General features: G+C 74.1%; 17 protein-coding genes and 1 pseudogene. 8 read left to right on the forward strand and 10 right to left on the reverse strand.

The genetic code is table 11. The features are described 5' to 3' along the window. Positions 1-72: 72 nt before the first annotated feature. Positions 73-1,743, reverse strand: coding sequence for an MFS transporter (locus tag FF36_RS17040; protein WP_044886076.1), 1,671 nt, complete (start codon positions 1,741-1,743; stop codon positions 73-75). Positions 1,744-1,972: 229 nt separating this feature from the next. Here FF36_RS17040 and FF36_RS17045 point away from each other — a divergent pair, with 229 nt between their 5' ends. Beyond that, positions 1,973-2,989, forward strand: coding sequence for a DUF3027 domain-containing protein (locus FF36_RS17045; protein ID WP_236705291.1), 1,017 nt, complete (start codon positions 1,973-1,975; stop codon positions 2,987-2,989). Between the two features lie 45 nt (positions 2,990-3,034). Here FF36_RS17045 and purL read toward each other — a convergent pair whose 3' ends face one another. Next, a complete protein-coding gene (purL, locus tag FF36_RS17050; protein WP_044886078.1) occupies positions 3,035-5,347 on the reverse strand; it encodes a phosphoribosylformylglycinamidine synthase subunit PurL in 2,313 nt (770 codons plus the stop codon). Between the two features lie 106 nt (positions 5,348-5,453). Then, the gene (locus tag FF36_RS17055) at positions 5,454-6,437 is read right to left on the reverse strand and encodes an ABC transporter substrate-binding protein (protein WP_044886079.1); all 984 of its coding nucleotides are present in this window, start codon (positions 6,435-6,437) and stop codon (positions 5,454-5,456) included. Positions 6,438-7,171: 734 nt separating this feature from the next. Between FF36_RS17055 and FF36_RS17060 the strand changes: the two genes are divergently transcribed. The 3 genes from FF36_RS17060 to FF36_RS17070 all read left to right on the forward strand — a co-directional run bounded on the left by FF36_RS17060 (position 7,172) and on the right by FF36_RS17070 (position 9,127). Beyond that, a complete protein-coding gene (locus FF36_RS17060; RefSeq protein WP_242422571.1) occupies positions 7,172-8,179 on the forward strand; it encodes a DUF4037 domain-containing protein in 1,008 nt (335 codons plus the stop codon). Positions 8,180-8,492: 313 nt separating this feature from the next. Continuing rightward, positions 8,493-8,723 carry a FitA-like ribbon-helix-helix domain-containing protein gene (locus tag FF36_RS17065; protein WP_044886081.1) on the forward strand — a complete coding sequence of 77 codons (231 nt, stop codon included), beginning with the start codon at positions 8,493-8,495 and terminating at the stop codon, positions 8,721-8,723. After that, entirely contained in the window at positions 8,720-9,127 is a 408-nt protein-coding gene (locus tag FF36_RS17070) for a type II toxin-antitoxin system VapC family toxin (RefSeq protein ID WP_082121984.1), read from the forward strand. Before FF36_RS17065 ends, FF36_RS17070 begins: the two co-directional genes overlap by 4 nt. A gap of 63 nt (positions 9,128-9,190) precedes the next feature. Here the strand turns inward: FF36_RS17070 and FF36_RS17075 are convergent, their stop codons facing one another. Both FF36_RS17075 and FF36_RS17080 read right to left on the reverse strand, forming a co-directional pair. Further along, complete coding sequence (locus FF36_RS17075) at positions 9,191-9,880, reverse strand: ABC transporter permease (RefSeq protein WP_044886082.1); 690 nt, start codon at positions 9,878-9,880, stop codon at positions 9,191-9,193. Beyond that, positions 9,877-10,653, reverse strand: coding sequence for an ABC transporter permease (locus FF36_RS17080; RefSeq protein WP_063897412.1), 777 nt, complete (start codon positions 10,651-10,653; stop codon positions 9,877-9,879). Before FF36_RS17080 ends, FF36_RS17075 begins: the two co-directional genes overlap by 4 nt. Before the next feature lie 36 nt (positions 10,654-10,689). On the opposite strand from FF36_RS17080, the gene FF36_RS17085 reads away from it, so the two are divergent. Further along, complete coding sequence (locus FF36_RS17085) at positions 10,690-11,853, forward strand: ABC transporter ATP-binding protein (RefSeq protein WP_199865421.1); 1,164 nt, start codon at positions 10,690-10,692, stop codon at positions 11,851-11,853. 12 nt (positions 11,854-11,865) lie between these two features. On the opposite strand, the gene purQ is transcribed toward FF36_RS17085, so the two are convergent. The 3 genes from purQ to FF36_RS17100 all read right to left on the reverse strand — a co-directional run bounded on the left by purQ (position 11,866) and on the right by FF36_RS17100 (position 14,304). Next, positions 11,866-12,588: a phosphoribosylformylglycinamidine synthase subunit PurQ gene (gene purQ, locus FF36_RS17090; RefSeq protein ID WP_044886083.1), complete on the reverse strand. Its 723-nt coding sequence runs from the start codon at positions 12,586-12,588 to the stop codon at positions 11,866-11,868. A gap of 119 nt (positions 12,589-12,707) precedes the next feature. Then, complete coding sequence (locus tag FF36_RS17095) at positions 12,708-13,250, reverse strand: ATP-binding protein (RefSeq protein WP_044886084.1); 543 nt, start codon at positions 13,248-13,250, stop codon at positions 12,708-12,710. 82 nt (positions 13,251-13,332) lie between these two features. Continuing rightward, on the reverse strand, positions 13,333-14,304 hold the full coding sequence (locus tag FF36_RS17100; protein WP_082121985.1) for an NAD(P)/FAD-dependent oxidoreductase: 972 nt from the start codon (positions 14,302-14,304) through the stop codon (positions 13,333-13,335). A 383-nt stretch (positions 14,305-14,687) separates the two neighbouring features. Between FF36_RS17100 and FF36_RS17105 the strand changes: the two genes are divergently transcribed. Continuing rightward, on the forward strand, positions 14,688-15,863 hold the full coding sequence (locus tag FF36_RS17105; protein ID WP_044886086.1) for a DUF5926 family protein: 1,176 nt from the start codon (positions 14,688-14,690) through the stop codon (positions 15,861-15,863). Between the two features lie 32 nt (positions 15,864-15,895). After that, positions 15,896-17,125 carry a geranylgeranyl reductase family protein gene (locus FF36_RS17110; protein WP_052681184.1) on the forward strand — a complete coding sequence of 410 codons (1,230 nt, stop codon included), beginning with the start codon at positions 15,896-15,898 and terminating at the stop codon, positions 17,123-17,125. Positions 17,126-17,141: 16 nt separating this feature from the next. On the opposite strand, the gene FF36_RS17115 is transcribed toward FF36_RS17110, so the two are convergent. Further along, positions 17,142-20,156: a nucleotide-binding protein gene (locus FF36_RS17115; protein ID WP_242422572.1), complete on the reverse strand. Its 3,015-nt coding sequence runs from the start codon at positions 20,154-20,156 to the stop codon at positions 17,142-17,144. 440 nt (positions 20,157-20,596) lie between these two features. Between FF36_RS17115 and FF36_RS40895 the strand changes: the two are divergent. After that, a pseudogene (locus FF36_RS40895) lies at positions 20,597-21,157 on the forward strand (phosphatase PAP2 family protein); the annotation flags it as partial. An 89-nt stretch (positions 21,158-21,246) separates the two neighbouring features. Here the strand turns inward: FF36_RS40895 and FF36_RS17120 are convergent. Then, on the reverse strand, positions 21,247-22,200 hold the full coding sequence (locus FF36_RS17120; RefSeq protein WP_044886087.1) for a phosphotransferase family protein: 954 nt from the start codon (positions 22,198-22,200) through the stop codon (positions 21,247-21,249). Positions 22,201-22,218: the final 18 nt, after the last annotated feature.

Raw genomic sequence — 22,218 nt, forward strand, 5'->3', positions numbered from 1 at the left:
TCACGTCCCGCCGGCAGATTCGGCTGGGCCCTGCCGTTGGTCGGGTCGGTGTCGTTGGTCAGGCCGGCGAGGTCAGGCGCGCCGCCGACGCCCCAGGCCTCGGCGCTGCCGCGGCGCGTCCGGCCGGGTGGGGTCCTCCAGCGTGGGCGGGATGGGCGCCGGCGGCGCCTCCCGCCAGGGGTCGACGGGCGGCGCCGGTGTGGACACCGTTGCCGTCGGGCCTGGGTATGCCGTCGGCCCTGGGTATGCCGTCGGGTCCGGGTACTCCGGGTATGTCGTCGGCCCTGGGTATGCCGTCGGGTCCGGGAGTGGGGCCTGCGGCTGGGCGCCCGGGGGATACGCCGCGGCGCCGGCGGGGTACGCCGGCCCGGGCGGCCCCACGCGGGGCTGGCCGGCGGGAGTTGGGACGGCGCCGGCGGGTGCACCCGCCGGGACCGCGCCGCCCGGCGGCGGGAGATCGGCGCCCCGCAGCCGGTCGCGGGCCGCCAGGCGCGAGCGGCGCAGCGCGCCGGCCTGGACGAACAGCGTCGCGCAGACGACCGCGGCGGCCACCGCGAAGCCGACTGTCCCGGGCATCTCGATGAGCCCGAGGGCGCCACCGGCGACCCAGGTGAGCTGGAGCGCGGTCTCGGAGCGGGCGAACGCGGAGTTGCGTGTCGCCTCCGGGATGTCGCGCTGGACGACGGCGTCGAGCGCCAGCTTGCCCATCGAGCCGGCCATGGTGGCCAGCAGCGCCGCGACGAGCGAGGTGAACCTGGTGTAGGTGATGGCGGCGCCGAGACAACCGCCGGCCGCCAGGACCAGGGCGAGCATGAGGATGCCCTCCGGGCGTCGTCGGCCGAGTCGGCCGCCGATGAACACGCCGAGCCCGCTGCCGACGCCCGCGGCCACGGCCAGGCCGCCCAGCCACAGGTTGTTGCCGCCGTTGGTCCGCAGCAGGAAGGCGAGATAGAAGGTGAGAAAGCCGACGAGGCCGCGCAGGACCGCGGTGGCGCGCAGGGCCACCGGCAGCGCGCCGAGGAACGCCCGCAGCCGCGCCCCGAGCCCGCGCCGGCCGTCGGGCGCGACCGGGGCGCGCAGCGGCAGCTCGCCGGCCGCCGAGTCGACGTGCCTGGGGAGGTTGAAGGCCAGCAGGACGCCGGCCATGTAGACGATCGCGCAGAGCCGCAGCACCCACGGATAGCCGACGAACGGGATGTGCGCGATGCCCAGCCCGACCGGCGCCACGATGGCGCCGGCGACGATGTTGACCAGCGAGATCCGTGAGTTGACCTTGACGAGGGTGAGCTCGGCCGGGGCGACCCGGGGGATGACCGCGCTGCGCGCCACGCCGAAGCCGCGGGAGAGCACGAGCAGGCCGAGGGCGAGCGGATAGACGGCCAGCCCGTGCAGCGCCCCGGCAAGTTGCCAGGCCAGCAGGCCTCGGCCCAGGCAGATGGCGGCGAGCGCCGTGCGCCGGCCGTAGGCGACCCGGTCGAGCAGCGGCCCGATGACCGGTGCCAGCAGGGCGAATGGCACCATGGTGATGAGCAGGTAGAGGGCGACCTTCGATCGGGCCTCCCCCGAGGGCACCGAGAAGAACAGCGACCCGGCCAGTGCGACCGTGACCAGCGCGTCGCCCGCGGCGTTGACGAAGGACAGTTCGGTGAGGGCGGACAGTCCGGTCCGGTCGGCACCGTCCCCGCGCACGCTCGATCGCAGCCTTCGCAGGTTGTTCGAGACCGTGCTGCCCAGGTTCACCATGCCAAGTGTCCTCGTCCCTGGCCTGCGCTCCTACGACCACGTCGGGCGGTGCGAGTGTCCGTGGGTGAGAATACGTTGCGTGGATGCTCCCGAGGTCCGTTCCGCCACGACCGAGCCGCCGGATCCATCCGCTACCCTCGGTGCGGATTCGGTGCCGGACGCTGCGCAGACGGCCGGCGCGGAAATCATGGCGGGTGCAACGGCCCAGGGCAGCGCGGAGGTCCCAGACGTGACAACGGTGACAACGGCTCCGGCGACGGACCTTGACGCGCCGACCCCGCGGACTCGCCCCCGGGCGTCGTCCGCCACCACCGCGGCGCCGCCGCCCGACGTGAGCCTCGCCACCGAGGCGGTCGCCGACCCGGCGGTGCCGGCCGCGCGGCCCCGGGCGGTCCGCGCGTCGCGGGAGCCGGCGGTGGACGCGGTGTGCGCGGCCGCCGTGGACCTGGCCCGCGCGGCCGCGGTCGAGCAGGCGGGCGGCGAGGGCGAGGTCGGCGAGCACCTTGGCATCGAGGCCGAGGGCGACCGGATCGTCCTGCACCGCTTCGCCTGCACCTCGCCCGCCTACCCGGGCTGGGCCTGGACGGTCGTCGTCACCCGCGCCTCGCGGGTACGCAAGGTCACGGTCGACGACGTGGTGCTGATGCCGGGCGAGGGCGCGCTGCTCGCCCCGGCGTGGGTGCCGTGGTCGCAGCGGCTGCGGCCGGGCGATGTCGGGGTCGGCGACCTGCTGCCCACGGCGATCGACGATCCCCGGCTCGCGCTGCGCGTGGAGGACGTCGAGGAGCTCATCGACGTCGACGACTACTTCGAGCTCGGCCTGGGCCGGTCCCGGGTGCTGTCCGTCACCGGTCGGGAGGAGGCCGTCGAGCGCTGGTACGCCGGTGACGCCGGGCCGGACGCCTCGATCGCCAAGGTCGCCCCGGCCTCGTGCCTGACCTGCGGTTTCCACGTCCGCCTCGCGGGCGCGCTCGGCCGTATGTTCGGCGCCTGCGCCAACGAGCTGGCCCCCGACGACGGCCGGGTCACCGCCATCGATCACGGCTGCGGGGCGCACTCCGAGGCGCTGGTGGCGCCGTCTGCGCACCCGGAACCGATCGTCTTCGACGAGGACCCCTCCGACCTGGAGCCGACGGACGTCGAGCTGATCAGCGTCGCCGCCCACAGCCCCGGCTCGGTGGCGGATGCCGAGCCGGGGGAGCAGGCCGCGGACGCCGCCGGCCCCGAACCCTACGGCCACTCCTGACCGCAGGCCCGGTTCCGTTCCGGCCCTGGGCGGTGCGGCCGGACCCTAGGCGGTGCGGCCGAACAGGGCGGGCAGGGTGCCCTCGTGGGCGTCACGCAGCTCGTCGAGGCCGACGCGCAACACGTCCTGCACGTCGAGCGCGTCGCCGTCGACCACGCCGATACGCCGCCAGGGCAGGCCGCGGACCGTGCACATGTCCGTGAAGCGCAGCTCCTCCGAGCGCGGCACGGCGACGACGGCGCGCCCGGCCGACTCGCTGAACAGCTCGACGAACGGGTCGGCTCCGGCGCCCAGCACGATCCGCGCGCCGTGCCCGCCGCGCAGGCACGACTCGACGAGGGCCTGCGCGAGTCCCCCCTCGGACAGGTCGTGGGCGGCGGTGAGCATGCCGTCGCGGGAACCGGCGACGAGGACCTCCCCGAGCAGCTTCTCCCGGGCGAGGTCGACCGCCGGCGGCGCTCCGCCGAGGTGTCGGTGCGTCACCCAGGCCCACTCGGAGCCGCCGAACTCGTCGGCGGTCTCGCCGAGCAGGATCAGCGCGTCGCCCTCGTCGGTGAAGCCGATCGGGGTGCGCCGGGCGACGTCGTCGAACAGGCCCAGTACTCCGATCACCGGGGTCGGGTGGATCGGGGCGGAGCCCGTCTGGTTGTAGAACGACACGTTGCCGCCGGTGACCGGCAGGCCCAGTTGCCGGCAGCCCTCGGCGAGGCCCGCGCACGCCTGCGCGAACTGCCACATCACCTCGGGATCCTCCGGGGAGCCGAAGTTCAGGCAGTTCGTCACGGCGATCGGCACCGACCCGGCGGCGCTGACGTTGCGGCATGCCTCGGCGAGGGCGAGCTGCGCGCCGGTGAACGGGTCGAGCCGGGCGTAGCGCCCGTTGCCGTCGGTGGCCAGCGCGATGCCGAGCCCGGTCGACTCGGACAGCCGCAGCACGCCGGCGTCCTCCGGCTGGGCGAGAACCGTGGCGGCCTGCACGTACCGGTCGTACTGGTCGGTCACCCAGGCCCGGGAGCACAGGTTGGGGGAGGCGATCATCCGCAGCAGGGTCTCCCGGAGCTGCGCCGGCGTGGTCGGCCGGGCGAGCCGGGCCGCCGTCGGACCGTCCGCCCGGACCCGGTCGAGGTCGGCGGGGCGGCGCAGGGGGCGCTCGTAGACGGGGCCGTCGTCGGCGAGCGAGCCGGGTGGCACGTCGACGACGACCTCGCCGTGCCAGCGCACGATCAGCCGCCCGGTGTCGGTGACCGTGCCGATCCTGGTCGCCAGCACCCCCCAGCGTTCGGCGAGGGCGAGGACCTCGGGCAGCGCCTCGGGGGTGACGATCGCGAGCATCCGCTCCTGGGACTCGCTGGCCAGCACCTCGTGCGCCGCCATCGACGGCTCGCGCAGGGGCACCAGGTCCAGATCGACGTCCATGCCGCCGGGCTGGCCGGTGGCGAGCCCCGCCGCCGTCGTCTCCGTCAGCGCGCAGGTCAGCCCGGCGCCGCCGAGGTCCTGGATGCCGGTGACGAGCCCGCGGTCGAACAGCTCCAGGCAGGACTCGATCAGGATCTTCTCCGTGAACGGGTCGCCGACCTGCACGGACGGCCGCCGGGCCGGGCCGCCGCCCGCGTCGAAGGTCGCCGACGCCAGCACGGACACGCCGCCGATCCCGTCCCGGCCGGTCTTCGCTCCCAGCAGGACCACGGCGTTGCCGACCCCGGTGGCCGCCGAGGTCTGCACCCGGCCGACCGGCATCACCCCGACGCAGAGCGCGTTGACCAGCGGGTTGCCGGCGTAGGTCGGGTCGAACACGACCTCGCCGCCGATGTTGGGCAGGCCGAGGCAGTTGCCGTAGCCACCGATGCCGGCGACCACCCCGGGCAGCGTCCGTGCCGTGTCGGGCGCGTCGGCGTCGCCGAAGCGCAGGGGGTCGAGGACCGCGATCGGCCGGGCCCCCATGGTCAGGATGTCGCGGACGATGCCCCCGACGCCGGTCGCCGCCCCCTGGTAGGGCTCCACGAAGCTGGGATGGTTGTGTGACTCGATCTTGAAGGTGACGGCCAGGCCCTCGCCGACGTCGACGACGCCGGCGTTCTCCCCCATGCCGACGAGCAGCCGGTCGGTGGACGGGGTGTCCCGGAACTGCCGCAGATGCACCTTGGAGGACTTGTAGGAGCAGTGTTCGCTCCACATCACCGAGTACATCGCCAGCTCGGCGTCGCTGGGGCGGCGGCCGAGGGTCGCCACGATCCGTACGTACTCGTCGTCGGTGAGTCCCAGCTCGCGGTACGGCTGCTCGGCGGTGTCCGTGGCACCGGACGTCGCGCTGCCTGTGGTCTCGGAGGTGGCCGCCGGGGCGGTCGGGTTGCCGGTCACCCCCCCATCCTCGCGGATCGGGCCAGCTCGCGGCCCCCGTGCCCGGACACCGGCCCCGCGGGCCCGGCGTGGCATGGGCCACTGCCATGCCGAGCCCGCGTCGTGGCTAGCTGAGCAGACCCTTGCCCTTGAGGTACTCCTTGGCGACATCGGCGGGCTTCTCCCGCTGCGCGTCGACCTTCTTGTTCAGGTCGGCCAGGTCGGCGGTGGTGAGCACCGGTGCCAGCTTGTTCAGCGCCGCCGAGATCTGCGGCGTCAGCGACTTCGTGTTGACGATCGGCACGAGGTTGTCCGCGTTCTGGAGCTTCTTGTCGTCCGTGAGCACCACGAGGTCGTAGTCGGTGACGGTCGCGTCGGTGGTGAGGACCAGGCCGAGCTGGGCCGTGCCGTCCTTGACCGCGGCCTTCGTCTGCGGGGTGTCGACGCCGGTCTTGACGATCTGGCTGATCTTGATGCCGTAGGTCTTCTCCAGGCCGGGCTGGCAGAACGGCCGGGTCTCGCACTCGGGGCCTGCGGCGATCTTCACCGTCTGACCGCTGGCGCCCAGGTCGGACAGCGTCCTGAGGTTGTGCTGGGCGGCGAAGGACTTGCTGACGGCGAAGGCGTTCTGGTCGACCGCGTCGGCCGGGTCGAGCACCGTCAGGCCGAGGCCGGTGGCGAGCGGGCGCAGCGCGGCCAGCGACTTCTGCAGGTCCGGCGAGGAGACCGAGGCCGCGTCCGGGCCATGGACCTTGGAATTGAGCAGGTCGGCGTAGGTCGCGACGTACTGCGGCATCGCGTCGACCGTGCCCTTCTCCAGCGACGACTGCGCGAGCTCGGTCTGCTGCACCGAGGTCCGGTCGACCTTGTAGCCGGCCTTTTCCAGGACCGCCGCGTACATCTCCGCGAGGATCTTGCTTTCGGTGAACCCGGCGTCGGCGACCGTGAGCGAGCCCCCGGCCGAGGCCGACACGCTGGCCCCGGCGGCGCCGCTGCTGCTGCCACCGTCCGAGTCGGAGCCGCAGGCCGCGGCTGTCAGGGCGACGGCGAGCAGCACGGCCAGACCCGCGAACACGCGGCGTGGGCGCCCGGCGGGCCGGCGGACCGCCATGGCACGGTGATGCAGCCAGTCCCGCGGAGCGTCCCGGCGCCGCGGAGCGGTTGGTGCTGTTGCGTCAGTCACGTTCGAGGACCCCACCGTTCATCTTCGGCTCGTTCTCCCTGATCGTCGGGCGCGTGCCACGGCGGCCCCCGGCTGTCCCACACCATCGCACTCGGGTCCGACAACTTCCGGACGTCCGGGACACGCTCCTCCGCGCCAGGGCGGTCCCGCAATCGAAAAAGGCACAAGTAACAGCGCCAAGGTAGACAAACGGTCACGCAGCTGATTCGAGCCCTCCGGGCTCGCCCCGATTTTGATCATGCGTCCGGCATGCGCTCGCTGCCCTCGAGCCAGACTTACCTTGTCGCCGGTCATGCTAACTATCATGCTAACTAACGTGACCGTCGGTGATGGGAATGGATCGGACGAGTTTGTTGCCGATCGACTTCCGGCACTCCGGACGACGGTGGACGGACGCCTGCCTGCGGGTGCGTCGCNCCCCACCGCCGATGCTCTCGACGCCCACGACGAGCTTGCCTGGATCTACGGCCGGCTACACAGGCCGGACCTGCCCGAACTGTTCCCGTGGGCCTGAGGCCGTAACCTCGGGGTTTTCACTTTCGGCACGCGCCCCCGGTTGGTATCAGCCGGCTCGCTACTCATCCCTTACGATCGGGGCCGTGTCCGGCCGCGAGCTTTCTCGACGGTTCTACGATCAGGTGGTCGGTCCGATGGTGGCGGGCGTGCCCCACGCGGCCGCGCTGCTCGGCGAGGGCTCCGAGGTGCTCGGCTTCGACGACGAGGTCTCCACCGATCACGATTTCGGTCCTCGCCTCCAGTTGTTCGTCGCTCCGGGCGTCGACACTGCTCCGATCGACGCCGCCCTGAAGAACCTGCCGGAGTATTTCGACGGTCTCCCCGTCGCGTATTCCGACACCGACCGCCACGATGCCCGGCCACATCATCAGGTCGAGGTGACCACCGTGTCGGCGTTCTTCGTCAGCCGTCTCGGAGCCGACCCCGCCGAGGGGATGGAGCTGACGGACTGGCTGCTGGCCCCCACCCAGATCCTCGCCAGCCTCGTCGACGGTGTCGTCCTGCATGACCCGTTCGGCCTGCTCACCGCCCGACGCCGGGCACTGAACTGGTATCCCGACGACATCTGGCGCTACGTCCTCGCTGCCGGCTGGCTCCGCGTCAGCCAGGAAGAGCCGTTCATCGGCCGGACGGGCGGGCGCGGCGACGATCTTGGTTTCCGGATACTCACCGCCAGGGTGGCCCGCGACCTCGTCCGGATCGGATTCCTCACCGAACGCCGCTGGGCCCCGTACAACAAGTGGCTGACGACCGCGTTCGCCCGCCTCGCTCTCGCCGACCAGGCCGGTCCACACCTACGCCGGGCGCTCGGCGCGACAGGATGGCGGGACCGCGAGGCGGCCCTGTGCGCCGCGGCCGGCCGCCTCGCCGCCGCCACGAACGGTCTCGGCCTGGCGGAACCCGTCGACCCGACGCCGCGCCGCTTCCACACCCGGGACATCCAGGTCCTCGCCGCCGAACGCCTCACCCGCGCCCTGACCGACGCGATCACCGACCCGCTGATACGAGCCCTCCTCGCCCGACTCGGACACCAACCCGACGGAACCGTCGGCCACCTTTTCGGCGCCATCGACCAGGCTTGCGACAACGTCGACATCCTCACCGCACTGGACCGCCGCCGCGACTACGCCTCGCTTCTCGGCCTCCAGCCATAGACGAGCTGGGCCGGGTCCGTGCGCGGCTGTGCCAGCGGGCATGCCCGGAGCCAGGCTGAGCCGCGAGACGGGATCCGCGCGGGGTGCGGGGGGCGCGGTTCCGCGGAACACCATGATCGCCAAGGCCAAGGCCAAGGCCAAGGCTGAGGTCGAGGTTCGGGCGCGGTATGCGGAAGTTCTCTCGGCAATGACGGATGACCGGGAGGAGATCATTATCACCCGTGCCGGCCACGAGCCGGTGGTGATCGTGGTACCACTACGGAGACCACCTCACTCGCAAGCAGACTGCTGGCATTGCAGGTAAAATGCAGGCATGGCCGCGATCACGATCCGCGACGTCTCGGATCCGACTCTTGAAGCGCTGAAGCTCAAGGCCGCGCAGACGGGCCGCAGCCTGCAGGCCTACCTGCTCGACCTGGTCACCAGGGATGCCCGTACGCCGAGCCTGGCGGACATGGCGGCTCGTCTCGACCGTGAAACGCACGTCGATCTCGCCACCTCGGACATCCTTGCCGCGATCGACGAGGGCCGGGAACGGGGGTGAGTGGTCCGGAGGCCGTGATCGACTGCTCGGCGCTGATCCGGACGCTGGCCGATCACGGCGCGACCGGGCAGGCGGTGCGTCGCCGGCTCGCCGGCCTCTCGTCGCTCGCCGCGCCCGGACTGCTCGACTACGAGGTGATCTCGGCATTGTTCGGGATGGTCCGCGGCCGGAAGCTTACCGATCGGGATGCGGAGAAGGCGATCGGCGATTACCAACTCCTGCCGCTGGTGCGGCACGAGACGCTGATCCTGTGGGCGCGCGTCCGCGACCTGCACCACAACCTCAGCGCCTACGACGCCCAGTACGTCGCCCTCGCCGAGACCCTGGGACTGCCATTGATCACCAGTGACGCGCGCATTGAACGCAGCGGTGCCGCCAGGTGTCCCGTCGAGGTTTTTGCGTGAATCGCGAAAGCGCCTACCGGAGCGTCTGAACGTTTCTGCGCGGAGGCGCCCTGTCAGCTCCAATCAGCGGGCTCTGGGGGCTCTGGGGGCTCGGGGGGCTCGGGCGGTCGACACCGCGCGGGACAGGACGAGCAGCAGGCCGTCGACGAGGAGCGCGAGTGCGGCCACGAGGATCGCGCCGCCGACCACCTCGGGGCGGCGGTTGTTGGCCAGGCCGTCGACGACGAACCGGCCGAGCCCGCCGCCGCCGATCAGCGCCGCGATGGTCGCCGTCGCCACCACCTGCACCGCGGCCAGTCGCAGGCCGAGCATGATCATCGGTAGGGCCAGCGGGAGCTCCACCCGGCGCAGGAGCTGGCCGCCGGACATGCCCATGCCCCGGGCGGCCTCCTTCGCCCCCGCGTCGACCTCCTGCATCCCCACGTAGCTGTTGGTGACCAGCGGGGCGATCGCGAAGAGGGTGAGCGCGACGACGGTGGTCGTGTCGCCGATGCCGAGCGGGCCGATCGCCAGGAGCACGAGGACGGCGAACGTCGGCACCGCCCGTCCGATGTTGGAGACGTTGATGGCCAGGGTGCCGCCCCGGCCGAGGTGCCCCAGACCGATCCCGACCGGCAGCGCGACCGCGCACGCGATGCCCACCGAGGCGCCGGTGAGCAGCAGGTGCTCGCCGAGGCGGTGGGCGATGCCCTCGTCGCCGCGCCAGCTCGCGCCGGTGGTGAGCCAGTCGAACGCGCTGCTCAGGGTGCTCATGCGGCGGTTCCTTGCGGAGGCAGTGGGCTCGCGGCCGGCGGGCTCGCGGCGGGAGAGCCGGCGGACGGCGGGCCGACCGCCCGGCCCGCGCGGGTCCGGCGGCCGCGACGCCAGGGTGTCAGCAGCCACTGCAGGGCGACGAGCAGCAGGTCGGCGACGATGGCGAGCGCCACGCACAGCACCGAGGCGGTCAGCACCTCCGACTTGAACGAGCTGGTCAGGCCGTCGTAGATGAGATCGCCCAGGCCGCCGTGGCCGATCGTCGCGCCGACGGTGACCAGCGCGATCGTCGAGACCGTCGCGACCCGGATCGCGGCCATGATCGCGGGCAGCGCGAGCGGGATCTCCACGGTGACCAGCAGCCGCAACGGGCCGTAGCCCATGCCCCGGGCGGCATCGCGCACGTCCGCCGGCACGGAGTCGAGCCCGGCTAGCAGCCCGCGGAAGAGGATGACCAGCGTGTACGCCACCAGCCCGATCCGCACCGTGGTCGTGGACAGGCCGGTGACGGGCAGCAGCAGCGCGAAGAACGCCAGCGACGGCACCGTGTACAGGATGTTCGCCAGCCCGCTGATCCAGGCGACGGCGAACCGCCAGCGCCGGGCGAGCAGGACCAGCGGCACCGCGATCACCAGGCCGATCGCGACCGCGCTCAGCGTGAGGCTGACGTGCTCGCGCAGTGCCGCCTGCAGCTCGTCCGAGCGGGTCTCGACGTAATCTCCGCAGATCCAGGCGTTTCGTTCGAGACAGCTCCCGGACGCGACGATGGCCACCGAAGCACCGTAACCGGTACGGAGGACGCGACGCCCATGACCGTGGACCCGACGACCTCGGTGGAACCGACGACCTCGGCGGACCCGATGATCTCGTTGCGCGGGGTGGGCAAGCGCTACCCGGACGGCACGGTCGCGGTCGCGGACCTGTCCTTCGACGTGCCGGCCGGCGAGCTGCTGTGCCTGGTGGGCCCGTCCGGCTGCGGCAAGACCACGACGATGAAGATGATCAACCGGCTGGTGGAGCCGACGTCCGGGCGCATCCTGGTGGCCGGCGAGGACGTGGCCCGCACCGACCCGGTTCGGCTGCGTCGACGCATCGGCTACGTCATCCAGCAGATCGGTCTGTTCCCGCACCTGACGGTGCGCGCGAACGTCGGCACCGTGCCGCGGCTGCTGGGCTGGGACCGCGCCCGCATCCGCGCCCGGGTGGACGCGATGCTCGACCTCGTCGGCCTTGACCCGGCGACGGTGGGGAAGCGCTACCCGCACGAGCTGTCCGGCGGGCAGCAGCAGCGGGTCGGCGTCGCGAGGGCGCTGGCCGCCGATCCGCCGGTGCTGCTCCTGGACGAGCCCTTCTCCGCGATCGACCCGATCGCGCGGGACCGGCTGCAGGCGGAGTTCCTGCGGTTGCAGCGGGAGATTCGCAAGACCGTGGTGTTCGTCACTCACGACCTGGACGAGGCGATCCGGCTCGGTGACCGGATCGCGGTGTTCCGCCAGGGCGGCCAGCTGGAGCAGATCGACCCACCGGCCCGCATCCTCGGCCGCCCGGCCACCGACTTCGTCGCCGGCTTCACCGGTTCCGACCGGGCGCTGCGGCGGCTGTCCGTGACCACGCTGCGCCGGGAGGATCTCGAAGCGCCCCGACCCGGCCAGGTCGAGGCCGCGGGCGCCGGGCCGGCTGGCGGTGCCGGGCCGGCTGGCGGTGCCGGGCAGCGGGTGAGCATCGAGGTGGGGGCGTCCTTGCGGGAGGCGCTGTCCGCGCTGCTCGCGCAGGACAGCGGCGTGCTCGACGTCCACGCCCACGGCGAGCTGGCAGGCGTGCTCACGCCGGCGGCCCTGCATGCGGCGCTGCGCCGGTCGGTGGCGCGGGACGACGAGCCCGACACCGAGTCCGACACCGAGCCCGAGGAGCCCGCTGGGCCGGCCGGGTCGGTGCGGTCGGCGCCGGCCGCCCCCGGTTGCGGGCAGGTGTGACCGGCGGGCTGGTCAGGCGCGGGCGAGCAGGCCGGTCAGCACCGAGGTGAACATGCGCAGCCCGTCCAGGCCCGAGCCGGTCAGCTCGTCGACGGCGTGTTCCGGGTGGGGCATGAGGCCCATGACCGTGCGTTCGGCGTTGCAGACCCCGGCGATGTCGTCGGCCGAGCCGTTGGGGTTGCCGCCGACGTAGCGCAGGACGATCCGGTCCTGCGCGGCCAGCTCGGCGAGCACCCCGGGGCTCGCCACGAAGCGGCCGTCGCCATGCTTGACGGGGATGGTGATTTCCTCGCCGGCCTGGTAGTCGCGCGTCCACGCCGTGGCCGCGGTCTCGACCCGCAGCCGCTGGTCGCGGCAGACGAAGTGCAGCCCGGCGTTGCGGGTCAGCGCGCCCGGCAGCAGGCCGGCCTCGCACAGCACCTGGAAGCCGTTGCAGATGCCCAGCGTGGGCAGGCCGTCGGCGGCCGCGGCGACGAGGGCCGCGACCATCGGAGAGAACCGGGCGATCGCACCGGCACGCAGGTAGTCCCCGTAGGAGAAGCCGCCGGGCAGGATGACGGCGTCGACCCCGGCGAGGTCGTCGTCGCCGTGCCAGAGGGCGACCGGCTCGGCGCCGGCGGCCCGCACGGCGAGGGCCGCGTCCCGGTCGTCGAGCGACCCCGGGAAGGTGACGACCCCGATCCTGGCCGTCGTCCTGGCCGTCGTCCTGGTCGTGTCGGTCCCCACCGCATCCATCCCGGCACCCACCCAGCTTCCGCTCGCCCGTCCGCTCCCGTCAGCGTAACCGCTCCCCTCGCGAAGGAAGGGCGGTCGATCGGCCTCGGAGTCCGGGTGTGGTCGTGGGCGGACCGGGGTCAGACGGGCTCGTCGGCGGCCTTCGGCGGGCGGGCGGTGCCCCACGGTCCGGTCGTCCTGCGCGCCCGGCTCAACTGCGCACCCGGGGCGCTCTCCTCCCAGACCAGCGCCTTCTCCAGGTGCACGCGGGTACCCCGATGCGGGCCCTCGACCCGGTGGAACTGGACACGGTCCATGAGCGCCCGCATCAGGAAGATCCCCCGCCCCTGCTCCGGGACGTTCTCCGGCGCCGTGCCGTCCGGGGTCGGGCGCGTCGCCCGCTCCGGATCGAACACGCTCTCGAAGGTGGCGTCCAGGCCGCCGCCGCGGTCGCTCACCTCGATGACGGCCACCTCGTTGTCGACGCCGACCGATACCTCGTACTCGTCCTCAGCCTGGGCATGAAGAAGAACATTCGCACATGCCTCCGTCAACGCAAGCTCAACATCGTCAATGCATTCCTGGGATACCCCGAGAACCTTCAGAGACTGTGTGCAGATTCGTCTGACCACGGGTATGGAGATCTCATCGCGGGGCAACGACAGGCTTAGTTTGATCTCCATGTCGGCAGGTGTACCCCCCTCGGGCAACGTCAATCGAGCCTGCTAGACGAACATTTTCGGAAGTGCGTCACACCGTTGCGGATCATCGGAGTCGCTCGGCGATCGCCCGGCCCAACCCGGTGCCCGAGAGCCAGGCATTCTCGATCTTCGGTCGGCCCCATCCATCGCCCGCAAGACCGATTCCATTGTCGGACAGGTGGAACGGTTGCTCGTGCGGGCGCTCCGGCCGGGCGAACGTCCACCGCTGCACATACACCCACCGGGGCTGCTCCGGGATGGCGAGCAGCCGCCGCAGCGACTCGATGAGCGCGGGTCCGGCCGCGGCCGGCTCGGTCAGGTGCGGTCGGGCGAACCGGGCCGTCGAGTGCGCCACCAGAACGGGCGCGTTGTCGCCGCGGCGGCGACCGTCGTCGGCGATCCACTCGATCGTGTCGTCGTCGTGGACGAAGGCGCCGTCCACCGGCGTCCAGCAGCGGTGCGACCAGCCCGCGAGCAGCGCCAGCGCGGGTGACCAGGACCGGTCGGCGACCAGCGCGCGCTCCTCGGTGAAGGCCTCGTCGAGGTGGCGCAGCGCCTGCGGGTCGGGCATGGCCAGCACCACCGCGTCCACCGGCTCACCGTCGACGATCGGGCCCGGGGTGATCCGGGCGATCGGGGCGGACTGCGCCACGCTGATTCCGGCGCGGGACGCGAGGTCCGCGACCAGCGACCGCAGCCCGCGAGGCGCGGCGTAGCGCAGCGGCCCCGGTTCGGCCGCGGTCAGCGTCGCGTTCGGCCCGCTGATCACCGACATCCGCCGGGTCCACGGGCGCGCTGTTCCCCGGGCCGTCCAGTCATCCACGACCTCGGCGAACTCGGGTGAGGTGACGGTGAAGTAGGAAGCGCCGGAGTCCACGATCCGCCCGTCAATCCACCGAGAGGCCATCCGGCCGCCGATCACCCGGCCCCGGTCCCGGACCTCCACCGTGATTCCCCGGGCTTGCAGCACACTGGCACAGGCGATTCCCGTAATTCCTCCGCCGGCGACGACGACCTTTGTCACCAACCCCCCCATTGTCTCGACATCGATGCCGGCCGGCTCGCGGGTAAACCCCCATTTCTCCGTCCTGGGCCGTCGCTTTCGTGGGATCGCGGGCCCGGCCGGGCGGCCGCAGGCGAGCCAAGCACAGTGATCATCTCCGCGCACCCGCCGGGATCGACCCGGCAGTCAGGCACCATCATCGTGCCTGTCATCTCCGACGCCCGGGTACGGCCGGTGCCGGCTTGACGGGACAACACCCAGGACAGGCGGGGGTTCTCCCGGAATGCGCGGGCGGGGTGCCGCCGCAGCGCCCGGCGTTCCCGTCCAGCGCCGCCCATGGCCTAGCCTTACCCCGAATCCAGCCGTACCCAGTCCATGTCCACGACCGTGCGTGACGGTCATGACCTTAGGAGCCCGTGATCGCACGTCGACCCGCACCCCAGCGTCCGGGCACCCGCCCCTCCCGCGTCGCGGCCGGTTCGACCGCCGCCCGCCGCCGTTCAGCCGAGCCGGGACCCGACGGCCCGATCGGCGCGATCGGCGTCGTCGGGCCGCGGGAGCCCTGCCCCTGCGGCTCCGGGCGTCGCTACAAGGCGTGCCATGGCGAGCGGAGCCGGCCGGCGCCGGTGCTGCGGCCCTTCCTCGGCCGCCGGGACGAGCCCGACCTGGTCGCGTTGCGGGAGCTGGTGCCGAGCGCGACCGCCCCGGTGATCCTCGCGGCCGACCATCTCGCCAAGCATCCCGAGCACGCCGACCGGCGCATCACGCTCTGCACGATGCTGCCGCAGGCGGCGCCGGCGCTGGTCCGGGAGGACGGGGAGATCCTCGTCGCCATGCAGACCGCGCTGCCCGGGCTGGACGCGTCCCGGGACATCGCCGGGGCGCTGCTCGCCGCCCTCGACGCCGAGCCGGGCAACGTGGTGGACGCACCGGCGGCCTCGTCGCCGCGCCTGGTCGAGCAGCGGCCGGACGGGCTGGCCGGGCTGCCCCGGCTCACCGACCTGCTCGACCCCGCCCCCCTGGAGATCACCGTCCACCCCGGCTTCGGGTGGTGGCTGCCGCCGTCGGACGACGACAGCGGGCCCAATCAGGAGGTGGCGGCGATGCTGGAGCGCGCCAACGCCACCGTGGTGCCCACGGTGCGGCTGTCCGCCGTGTCCGCCGCCTACTGGTGCCACCCAAGCGACCGGTGGCATCTGCGCTGGGCGCTGCCCCTGGCCGCGCCGGCCGGAGCCGCCACGGATCCGGCTGCCACGGATCCGACCGCGGCGGATCGGGCTGCCACGGACTCAGCCGACGTCGGCGACGCCGCCCGTTCGGAGGAGGCGTTGCTCGACGCCCTGGCCCGGCTGGCCGCGGCCGAGCGGCTCACCGTCGGTCCGGGAACCCGGTTCGTCGGCTTCTTCCGGGCTGACGGCCTCGTCATCCCGGTCTGGGATCTCGCCGCGGACACCGCGGCCGAGCGTTGCGAGGAGCCGGCTGCCGCGCTGGGGCTCGCCTACCGGGAGGCGCTCGCGGACCCGACCCCGCTCACCGCGCAGGAGCGCCGGGTCCGGGCCGGTCTCGTCGGCCGCAGCCTCACCCTGCGCTGACGCGGTCGGTGGTCCGACAGGAGGGGATTGCGGTGGGCACGAGCGAAAGGCCGGACGACACGTTCGACGTCATCGTCGTCGGGGCGGGCCCCGCCGGGGGCAGCGCGGCGCGGGCGGCGGCGGCCGCCGGGGCCCGCGTCTGCGTCCTCGAACGGTCCTCGATGCCGCGGTACAAGACCTGCGGCGGCGGACTGGTCGGCCTGTCGACCGATCACGTCGGCATCGACCTGGCCGGCCTGGTCCGTGCCACGGTCAGCTCGCTGACGATGACCCTGGACGGTCGGTACACGGTCAGCCGCGGCCAGCGGAACGCGCGGCCCTGGCTGTCCATGGTGATGCGGACCGACCTGGACGCCGCGCTGCTGGCCGCGGCCGAGGCGGCGGGCGCGATAGTGCGGACCGGCGTGCAGGTGCTGGGCCTGCGCGAGGAGGCCGAGCCGGTCGCCTGGCTGGCGGGCGCCGCGGTGCCCGTGGTCGACGATGGCTGGGTGAGCGTCCGGGTGCGCGGCGGCGCCGACCTGCGGGCCCGGGTCGTCATCGGGGCGGATGGCGCCTCGGGGCGCTGCGGCACCCACGTCGGAGTCCGGTGCGATCAGATCGACGTCGGCCTGGAGGGTGAGTTCGTCGTGGACGCCGCGCTCGCCGAGCGGTGGGCCGGTCGAATGCTGCTCGACTGGGGTCCGGTGCCCGGCTCCTACGGCTGGCTGTTCCCCAAGGGACGGGTGCTGACGGTGGGGGTGATCGGCGACCGGGCCAGGGGCGCCGCCCTGCGCGACTACTACGAGCGGTTCGTCGAGCGGCTCGGGCTCGCGGGCGCCCCGCGCCAGCACGATTCCGGGCATCTCACCCGGGTCCGGGCCGTCGACTCCCCGCTGCGCCGCGGCCGGGTCCTCGTCGCCGGAGACGCCGCCGGCCTGCTCGACCCGTGGACCCGGGAGGGCATCTCGTTCGCGCTGCGCTCGGGCCGGCTCGCCGGGGAGGCGGCGGCGGGGGCGGTCGGCGCCCCTGGCGCCACCGGGCCCGCCGGCTCGGCCGCCCTGGACGCCTACCCGGCCCGCGTCGAGGCGGTTCTGGGTCCGGAGATGGCGGCGGGCCGCGAGGTGCTCGGCGCGTTCACCCGGCGGCCGGGGGTGATGCACGCGCTCATGGCGGGCCCGGGCACCTTCGGACTGTTCACCCGGCTCATCGAGGGCCGCACGACGGTCGCCCGCCAGTTGCGGCGCCCCGGCGTTCGGACGGCGGTGGCGGCGCTGGGCCGCTGAGCCGGCCGCCGCCGGCTCAGCGGGGGCGGCTGCCGCGCTCCTCGCCGAAGCGTTCGGCCACGGCGCCCGCGATCTCCCGGTAGGCCGTCCGGGTCTCCCGCTTCAGGTCCGACAGCACGATCCGTCCGCCGTCGGCCAGGTGCGGGTCGAAGGGGACCCGCACCACCCGGCGGGTCCGCGCCTCGAAGTGACGGGCGAGGGTGTCCACGTCGACGCGTTCGCCCTGCGCCGGAAACATCGAGATCACCGCGACCGCCTCGCGGACGTGCTCCGAATACCCGTGCGCGTCCAGCCAGTCCAGCGTGGCGCTCGCGCTGGAGCCGCCGTCCGCGGTCGCGCTGCTCACGATCACCAGCGTGTCGGCGAGCTCCAGCACCCCATGCATGGCGCTGTGCAGGATGCCTGTTCCGCAGTCCGTGAGCAGGATCGAGTAGTGCCGCTGGAGCAGATCATCCACGGCCCGGTAGTCGTCGGCGCCGAAGGTGTCGGACAGCTCCGGATCGTTGGCCGAGGCCAGCACCTCCAGCCGCGAGTCGGCCTGGGACAGGTACTTGCGGACGTCCACGTACCGGTGCAGGCGTGGGGCGTCCTCCAGCAGCTCCCGCACGGTGTGTGCGGAGGTACGCGGCACCTTCGAGCCGAGCGTGCCGCGGTCGGGGTTGGCGTCGATCGCCACTACGCGGTCACCGCGCAGGCTGGCCAGGGTCGAACCGACCGCCACCGTGGTCGTGGTCTTGCCGACTCCCCCCTTGAGGGACAGCACCGCGATCCGATGGCAGTCCAGCAGCGGGGTGCGGATGCGGGCGATCTGCCGGCGGTCGCGGACCTCGTCGGGCGACGGTCCGGGATTCACCGCGCCGGCCGACACCTGGTAGACGAGCTTGCGCCAGCCGCGGGAGGCCGTCTGCGGCGGCGGGGGCAGCAGGGCGCTGGTCAGCAACCCGGCGCGGCCACCCGCGTCGCGTGGCTCCGACTCCGCGGCGGCCGGCCGGCGTGTCTCGCCCGGCCCCGTCCCGGCGGGCGGGCGTTCCCCGGACGGAGACGGGCCGGACCCGTCCGTCCGGTGCCGCCGGGTCTGGTCGAGATGGGCGTCGCCGTCCGGATACGGGACGTACGGATCTGCGGAGACCGATGGACCGTCGTCCGGGTAGGGGTCGTAGTCCGCGCGCGATCCTCGGCCGGCTCGCGCCCCTCGGCTCGACCACGGGCCGCTGTCCTGGCGGGCGGCGGGGTCCTGGCGGTGCGCGAGGTCCGGACGGATCTCCGCATCCCGGTCGGGTCCGACGTCCTGGGAGGGGCGGCGGCGATCGCGCCGGGGGCCGCGGTCCGGCCGGGATTCCTGGCCCGGCCGGGTCCGGGGCTCCCGATCGGTCCGGGGCTCCTGGTTGATCCTGGGCTCGTGGTCGGTCCGGGGCTCCTGGTCGGTCCTGGGCTCGTGGTCGGTCCTGGGCTCGTGGTCGGTCCGGGCGCCGCGGTGGCGTCCGGACCCGGCGCCTCGCTGGGCGCGCTGCCGGTCGGCATCCGTCGGGCGGCGGGACCGGCCGGAGGAACCGTCGTCGGGATACGGGGCCGGTCCCGGCGGCGGTCCGAGTGACGCCCGTCCGGCACCGTAGGGCGCACCGTCGACGGGCGGCGGTCCGGGGAGAGCGCCGCCGCGGCCGAGCGCCTCCTGCCGGATGACGCGGTGGTGACTGTCCGCGCGCGGCGCGGGACGGGGCGCGTCGCGGTCGGGCGCGTCGGCCGGCCGGCTCTGGTAGGCCCGGCCCGGGTGGGGCGGCTGGGCGGGCGGCCGGTGCTGGCGCGTCTCGCCCGGATGCGGTGCCTCGGGCGCGGCAAATCGGCGTCGGGGGTCGGGCCCGGGACCGCGGCCGTCCCGTCCCGCCGAGGCCTCGGGGTCCACCGGAGCCGGCTGGTGGCGGGACGGTGGGACGGTGGGATCGCGAAGCCAGGACGGGACGCGCTCGGGCGGGGCGGGAAGCGGCGCCGGTCCGGTGAGCGGGCCGCCGAGGGCGATCGCCTCGGTCGCCGCGCTGCCGGGCGGCGGGGCCGGATACTCGGTCGAGGGGCGGTACTCGTCGAAGCGCTCGCCGCGGGCCGCGCCGGGGGCGGCGCCGGGCGGAGGGAAGTCCGCCGACCCGGCGGGACCGCCCAATCGCTGGTCGCCGCGGATCACCGGCGTGGCGTAGCGCGCCGTGGGCGGGGCCGCCGTGGGCGGGGGCGCCGGGGCCGGTGGGAGCGGCGCGTCGGGCGGCTGTGCCTGGGGGCCGGGCGGGGGCGGGTCCGCCCGCCAGGCGCGGGTCTCGGCCGGCGGGGCCGGCGGGTACGACTGACCGAACGCCCTGCCCGGGGTCAGTGGGAACTGGTCGAGCAGCGGGTCGAACGTGCGCGTCTCGACCGGCAGCATCCGGCCGTTGCCGCTGGTCCAATCGGGCTGGGGGACCGGAGCGGGGGCCGGGCCGGGCTCGGCCTGGCGGATCGACGGCCAGGTGTCGGAGACGGCCGGCGGCGCCGCGTGACCGGCCTGTTCGGCGGGCCGAGCGCTCGCGTTGCCGCCGCGCGGGGCAGCGTCCACCGACCAGCCCTGGCCCGCGGTGGGACCGGGGCCGGCGATGCCCGCCGCGGGCCAATCGGAGCCCGCCGCGGGCCAATCGGAACGAGGTCGCCCCGCCGGAGCGGACCACTCGGAACCGCCCGCGGCGGCGCTGACCGCTCCCTCGCCGGGGGGCGGGGTCGCCGGCAGGGCCGCCGGCAGCCGGCCCTGCGGCCAGGACGGATGCCCGGGTCCCGGCAGCGCGCTTCCGCCGGCCGGCCCGCGGGTCGAGCCACGGCCGGGCGACTGCGCGCGCCGAGCTTCGTCGGCGGCCCAGCCGGTGTCGTCGGCGGCCCAGCCGGTGTCGCCGAGGGCCCAGCCGGTGTCGCCGGCGACCGGCCTGGCGTCGCCGTTGCGCCGCCCGGCATCCCCGCCGGCCCGCTCGGCGTCGGTCACACCGCCGACCTGGATGGCGCTGATCTCCCGTCCGTCGCCGTTCACGGGCGGACTTCCGGGGCGGCGAGGCCCTGGGCTGGATCTTCCGATCCGGGCTTTCCCTCCGCGATGTCCAAGGGTCTCCCCTCCGATCGGGCGAGCCGAGCCAGGTGGCCGGGGCTGTCTGACGCCCGTGCGGGGGGACGGTACGCCGGCTCGCGGCGAGCGGAGCCGACCGTCCGTTGCAGGACGCGGCCGGCCGGACGGGTCCGGCGGGTTGGACCAGAATGACATGCGATGGCACGGACCGCACAGGCCGGTGCGTCCCAAACGCCGGGACTCGCCCGTGTTGCTTGAGGAACGCCCAGCTCGCGCGGTTCGAGAGCCGGGCGCTGCACGGGATAAGCCGGACGAAGCTGGGCAGGGACACGACGATGCCATCGGGAACCCGCGGAATTCGCCGGGGCGCGCAGGCCGCCGCCCTGGCGTTTGTGGTACTCGCGATCATGGTCGACGCCGGCTGGTCGCCGGTGGTGGAGAACGATGCCGACGTCGCGGAGGCGCTCGGCCGGCTGGCGGCCACCACGGGTTGGCTGGTGACCGCGCTGCGCTGGGTGAGCGAGGTGTTCCACCCGACGGTGTTCCGGGTTCTCGCGGCCGTCGGCGCCGGCGCGCTGTGGTGGCGTTCCCGCCGCGGTGGTGTAGGTCGAGCCGATCCGGCGGGTACCCGCCGACTGGCGGTGTTCGCCCTGGTCACGGTCGGCGCCGGGGGCCTGCTGGCGACGGGGTTCAAGGACCTGATCGGGCGGGCCCGGCCGTCGTTCACCAATCCGGTGGCGCACGCCGCCGGGCTCAGCTTCCCCTCCGGGCATGCGCTGGGCGCGATGGTCGCCGCCGTCGTCTGCCTCGTCGCCGTCCGGGCCGTCACCGGTCGCCGGGCGCGATGGCCCTGGTGGGTCGGGTCGGGGGTGATCGTCGCGCTGACCGGCTTCTCCCGGCTCGGGCTGGGGGTGCACTTCGTGTCCGACGTCCTCGGCGGCTACCTGCTCGGTGTCGCGTGGGCGCTCGGGATGGCGGCCCTGCTGCGTCCGTGGCAGCCGGGTGATGTCGCCGCCGGGCGCGCGGGGCCGGCCGGCCCGGCTCGGGGGGAGCAGGATCATCGGTACGGCGACCAGCGGGCGTCGTGGTCCCGGTGCCGCAGGCTGTCGAGCCGGATCCGGAACTGGGCCGCGACGGTCGCGCTGCTGGCCAACACGGGCAGGACGCTGGTGACCAGCTTCAGCTCGCGCACGGCTCGCAGGACGGCGAATCCCTCCCAGGACGTGACATCGAAGCCGTATCCGTGGGCCAGGTCGCGGTGGGCCTGGGGGTCGTGGCCGAAGCGGGTCCGCCCGACCGCGACCGGCACGAGGTCCCATTCGGCCGGGCCGACGCTCGTGGCGTCGAAGTCGCACATCAGCACCCGACCGTCCGCCGCCCGGATCAGGTTGCCCAGGTGGGCGTCGCCGTGAACGACGACGGTCGGCAGCGCGTAGCGGACGGTGTCGAGCGCCGCGGCGACGCGTTCGGTCAGCCGTTCCAGGAACCGGCGGTCGGCGCCGGCCAACGTCTCCGCGTCCGATAATCGCCGCCGGACGTCGTCGAGGGGGTCCCAGCGGGGCAGCGGAGGACTGGGCGGGTCGAGGGCGTGCAGGGCGCGCAGCAAGGCGGCGAGGTCCCCGGTGCGCGGGGCCGGGCCGGCGGGCGGCGCGCCGGCGGGCGTCGCGTCGACCCAGACGGTCGCGACGAAGCCGCCGGCCTCGACCGGGGCGGGCACGCCGGGCAGGAGGCGAACGGCGGGGGCGCGCCGATCGGCCAGCCAGCCGGCGACCCGGACGACCTTCGCCACCCGGTGCGTCATCGCGGCGGAACCGGTGATGCGCATGATCGCCCCCGCGCGGGGTAATCGGTACACGGCGTTCACCGTGCGTTTGACCAGGACGGCGTCGGCGTCGTCGAGCCCGGCGCGGGCGGCGAGCTCGGCCACCGCGCGGCGGGTGGCCGCCGCCGTGAAACGGCCCCGACGCGGCGCTGCGGGGAGATCGTGCCGAGTGGGACTGTCGTCGGCCATCGCCGCGGTCCTCCCGAT

The sequence above is a fragment of the Frankia torreyi genome (assembly GCF_000948395.1).
GTDB lineage: Bacteria > Actinomycetota > Actinomycetes > Frankiales > Frankiaceae > Frankia > Frankia torreyi.

Bases quoted from the DNA above. Each gene is read 5' to 3' on its own strand.
- FF36_RS17040 (WP_044886076.1), bottom strand. From the start codon at position 1,743: ATGGTGAACCTGGGCAGCACGGTCTCGAACAACCTGCGAAGGCTGCGA.
- FF36_RS17055 (WP_044886079.1), bottom strand. From the start codon at position 6,437: ATGGCGGTCCGCCGGCCCGCCGGGCGCCCACGCCGCGTGTTCGCGGGT.
- FF36_RS17065 (WP_044886081.1), top strand. From the start codon at position 8,493: ATGGCCGCGATCACGATCCGCGACGTCTCGGATCCGACTCTTGAAGCG.
- FF36_RS17075 (WP_044886082.1), bottom strand. From the start codon at position 9,880: ATGAGCACCCTGAGCAGCGCGTTCGACTGGCTCACCACCGGCGCGAGC.
- FF36_RS17085 (WP_199865421.1), top strand. From the start codon at position 10,690: ATGACCGTGGACCCGACGACCTCGGTGGAACCGACGACCTCGGCGGAC.
- purQ (WP_044886083.1), bottom strand. From the start codon at position 12,588: ATGGATGCGGTGGGGACCGACACGACCAGGACGACGGCCAGGACGACG.
- FF36_RS17095 (WP_044886084.1), bottom strand. From the start codon at position 13,250: ATGGAGATCAAACTAAGCCTGTCGTTGCCCCGCGATGAGATCTCCATA.
- FF36_RS17100 (WP_082121985.1), bottom strand. From the start codon at position 14,304: ATGGGGGGGTTGGTGACAAAGGTCGTCGTCGCCGGCGGAGGAATTACG.
- FF36_RS17120 (WP_044886087.1), bottom strand. From the start codon at position 22,200: ATGGCCGACGACAGTCCCACTCGGCACGATCTCCCCGCAGCGCCGCGT.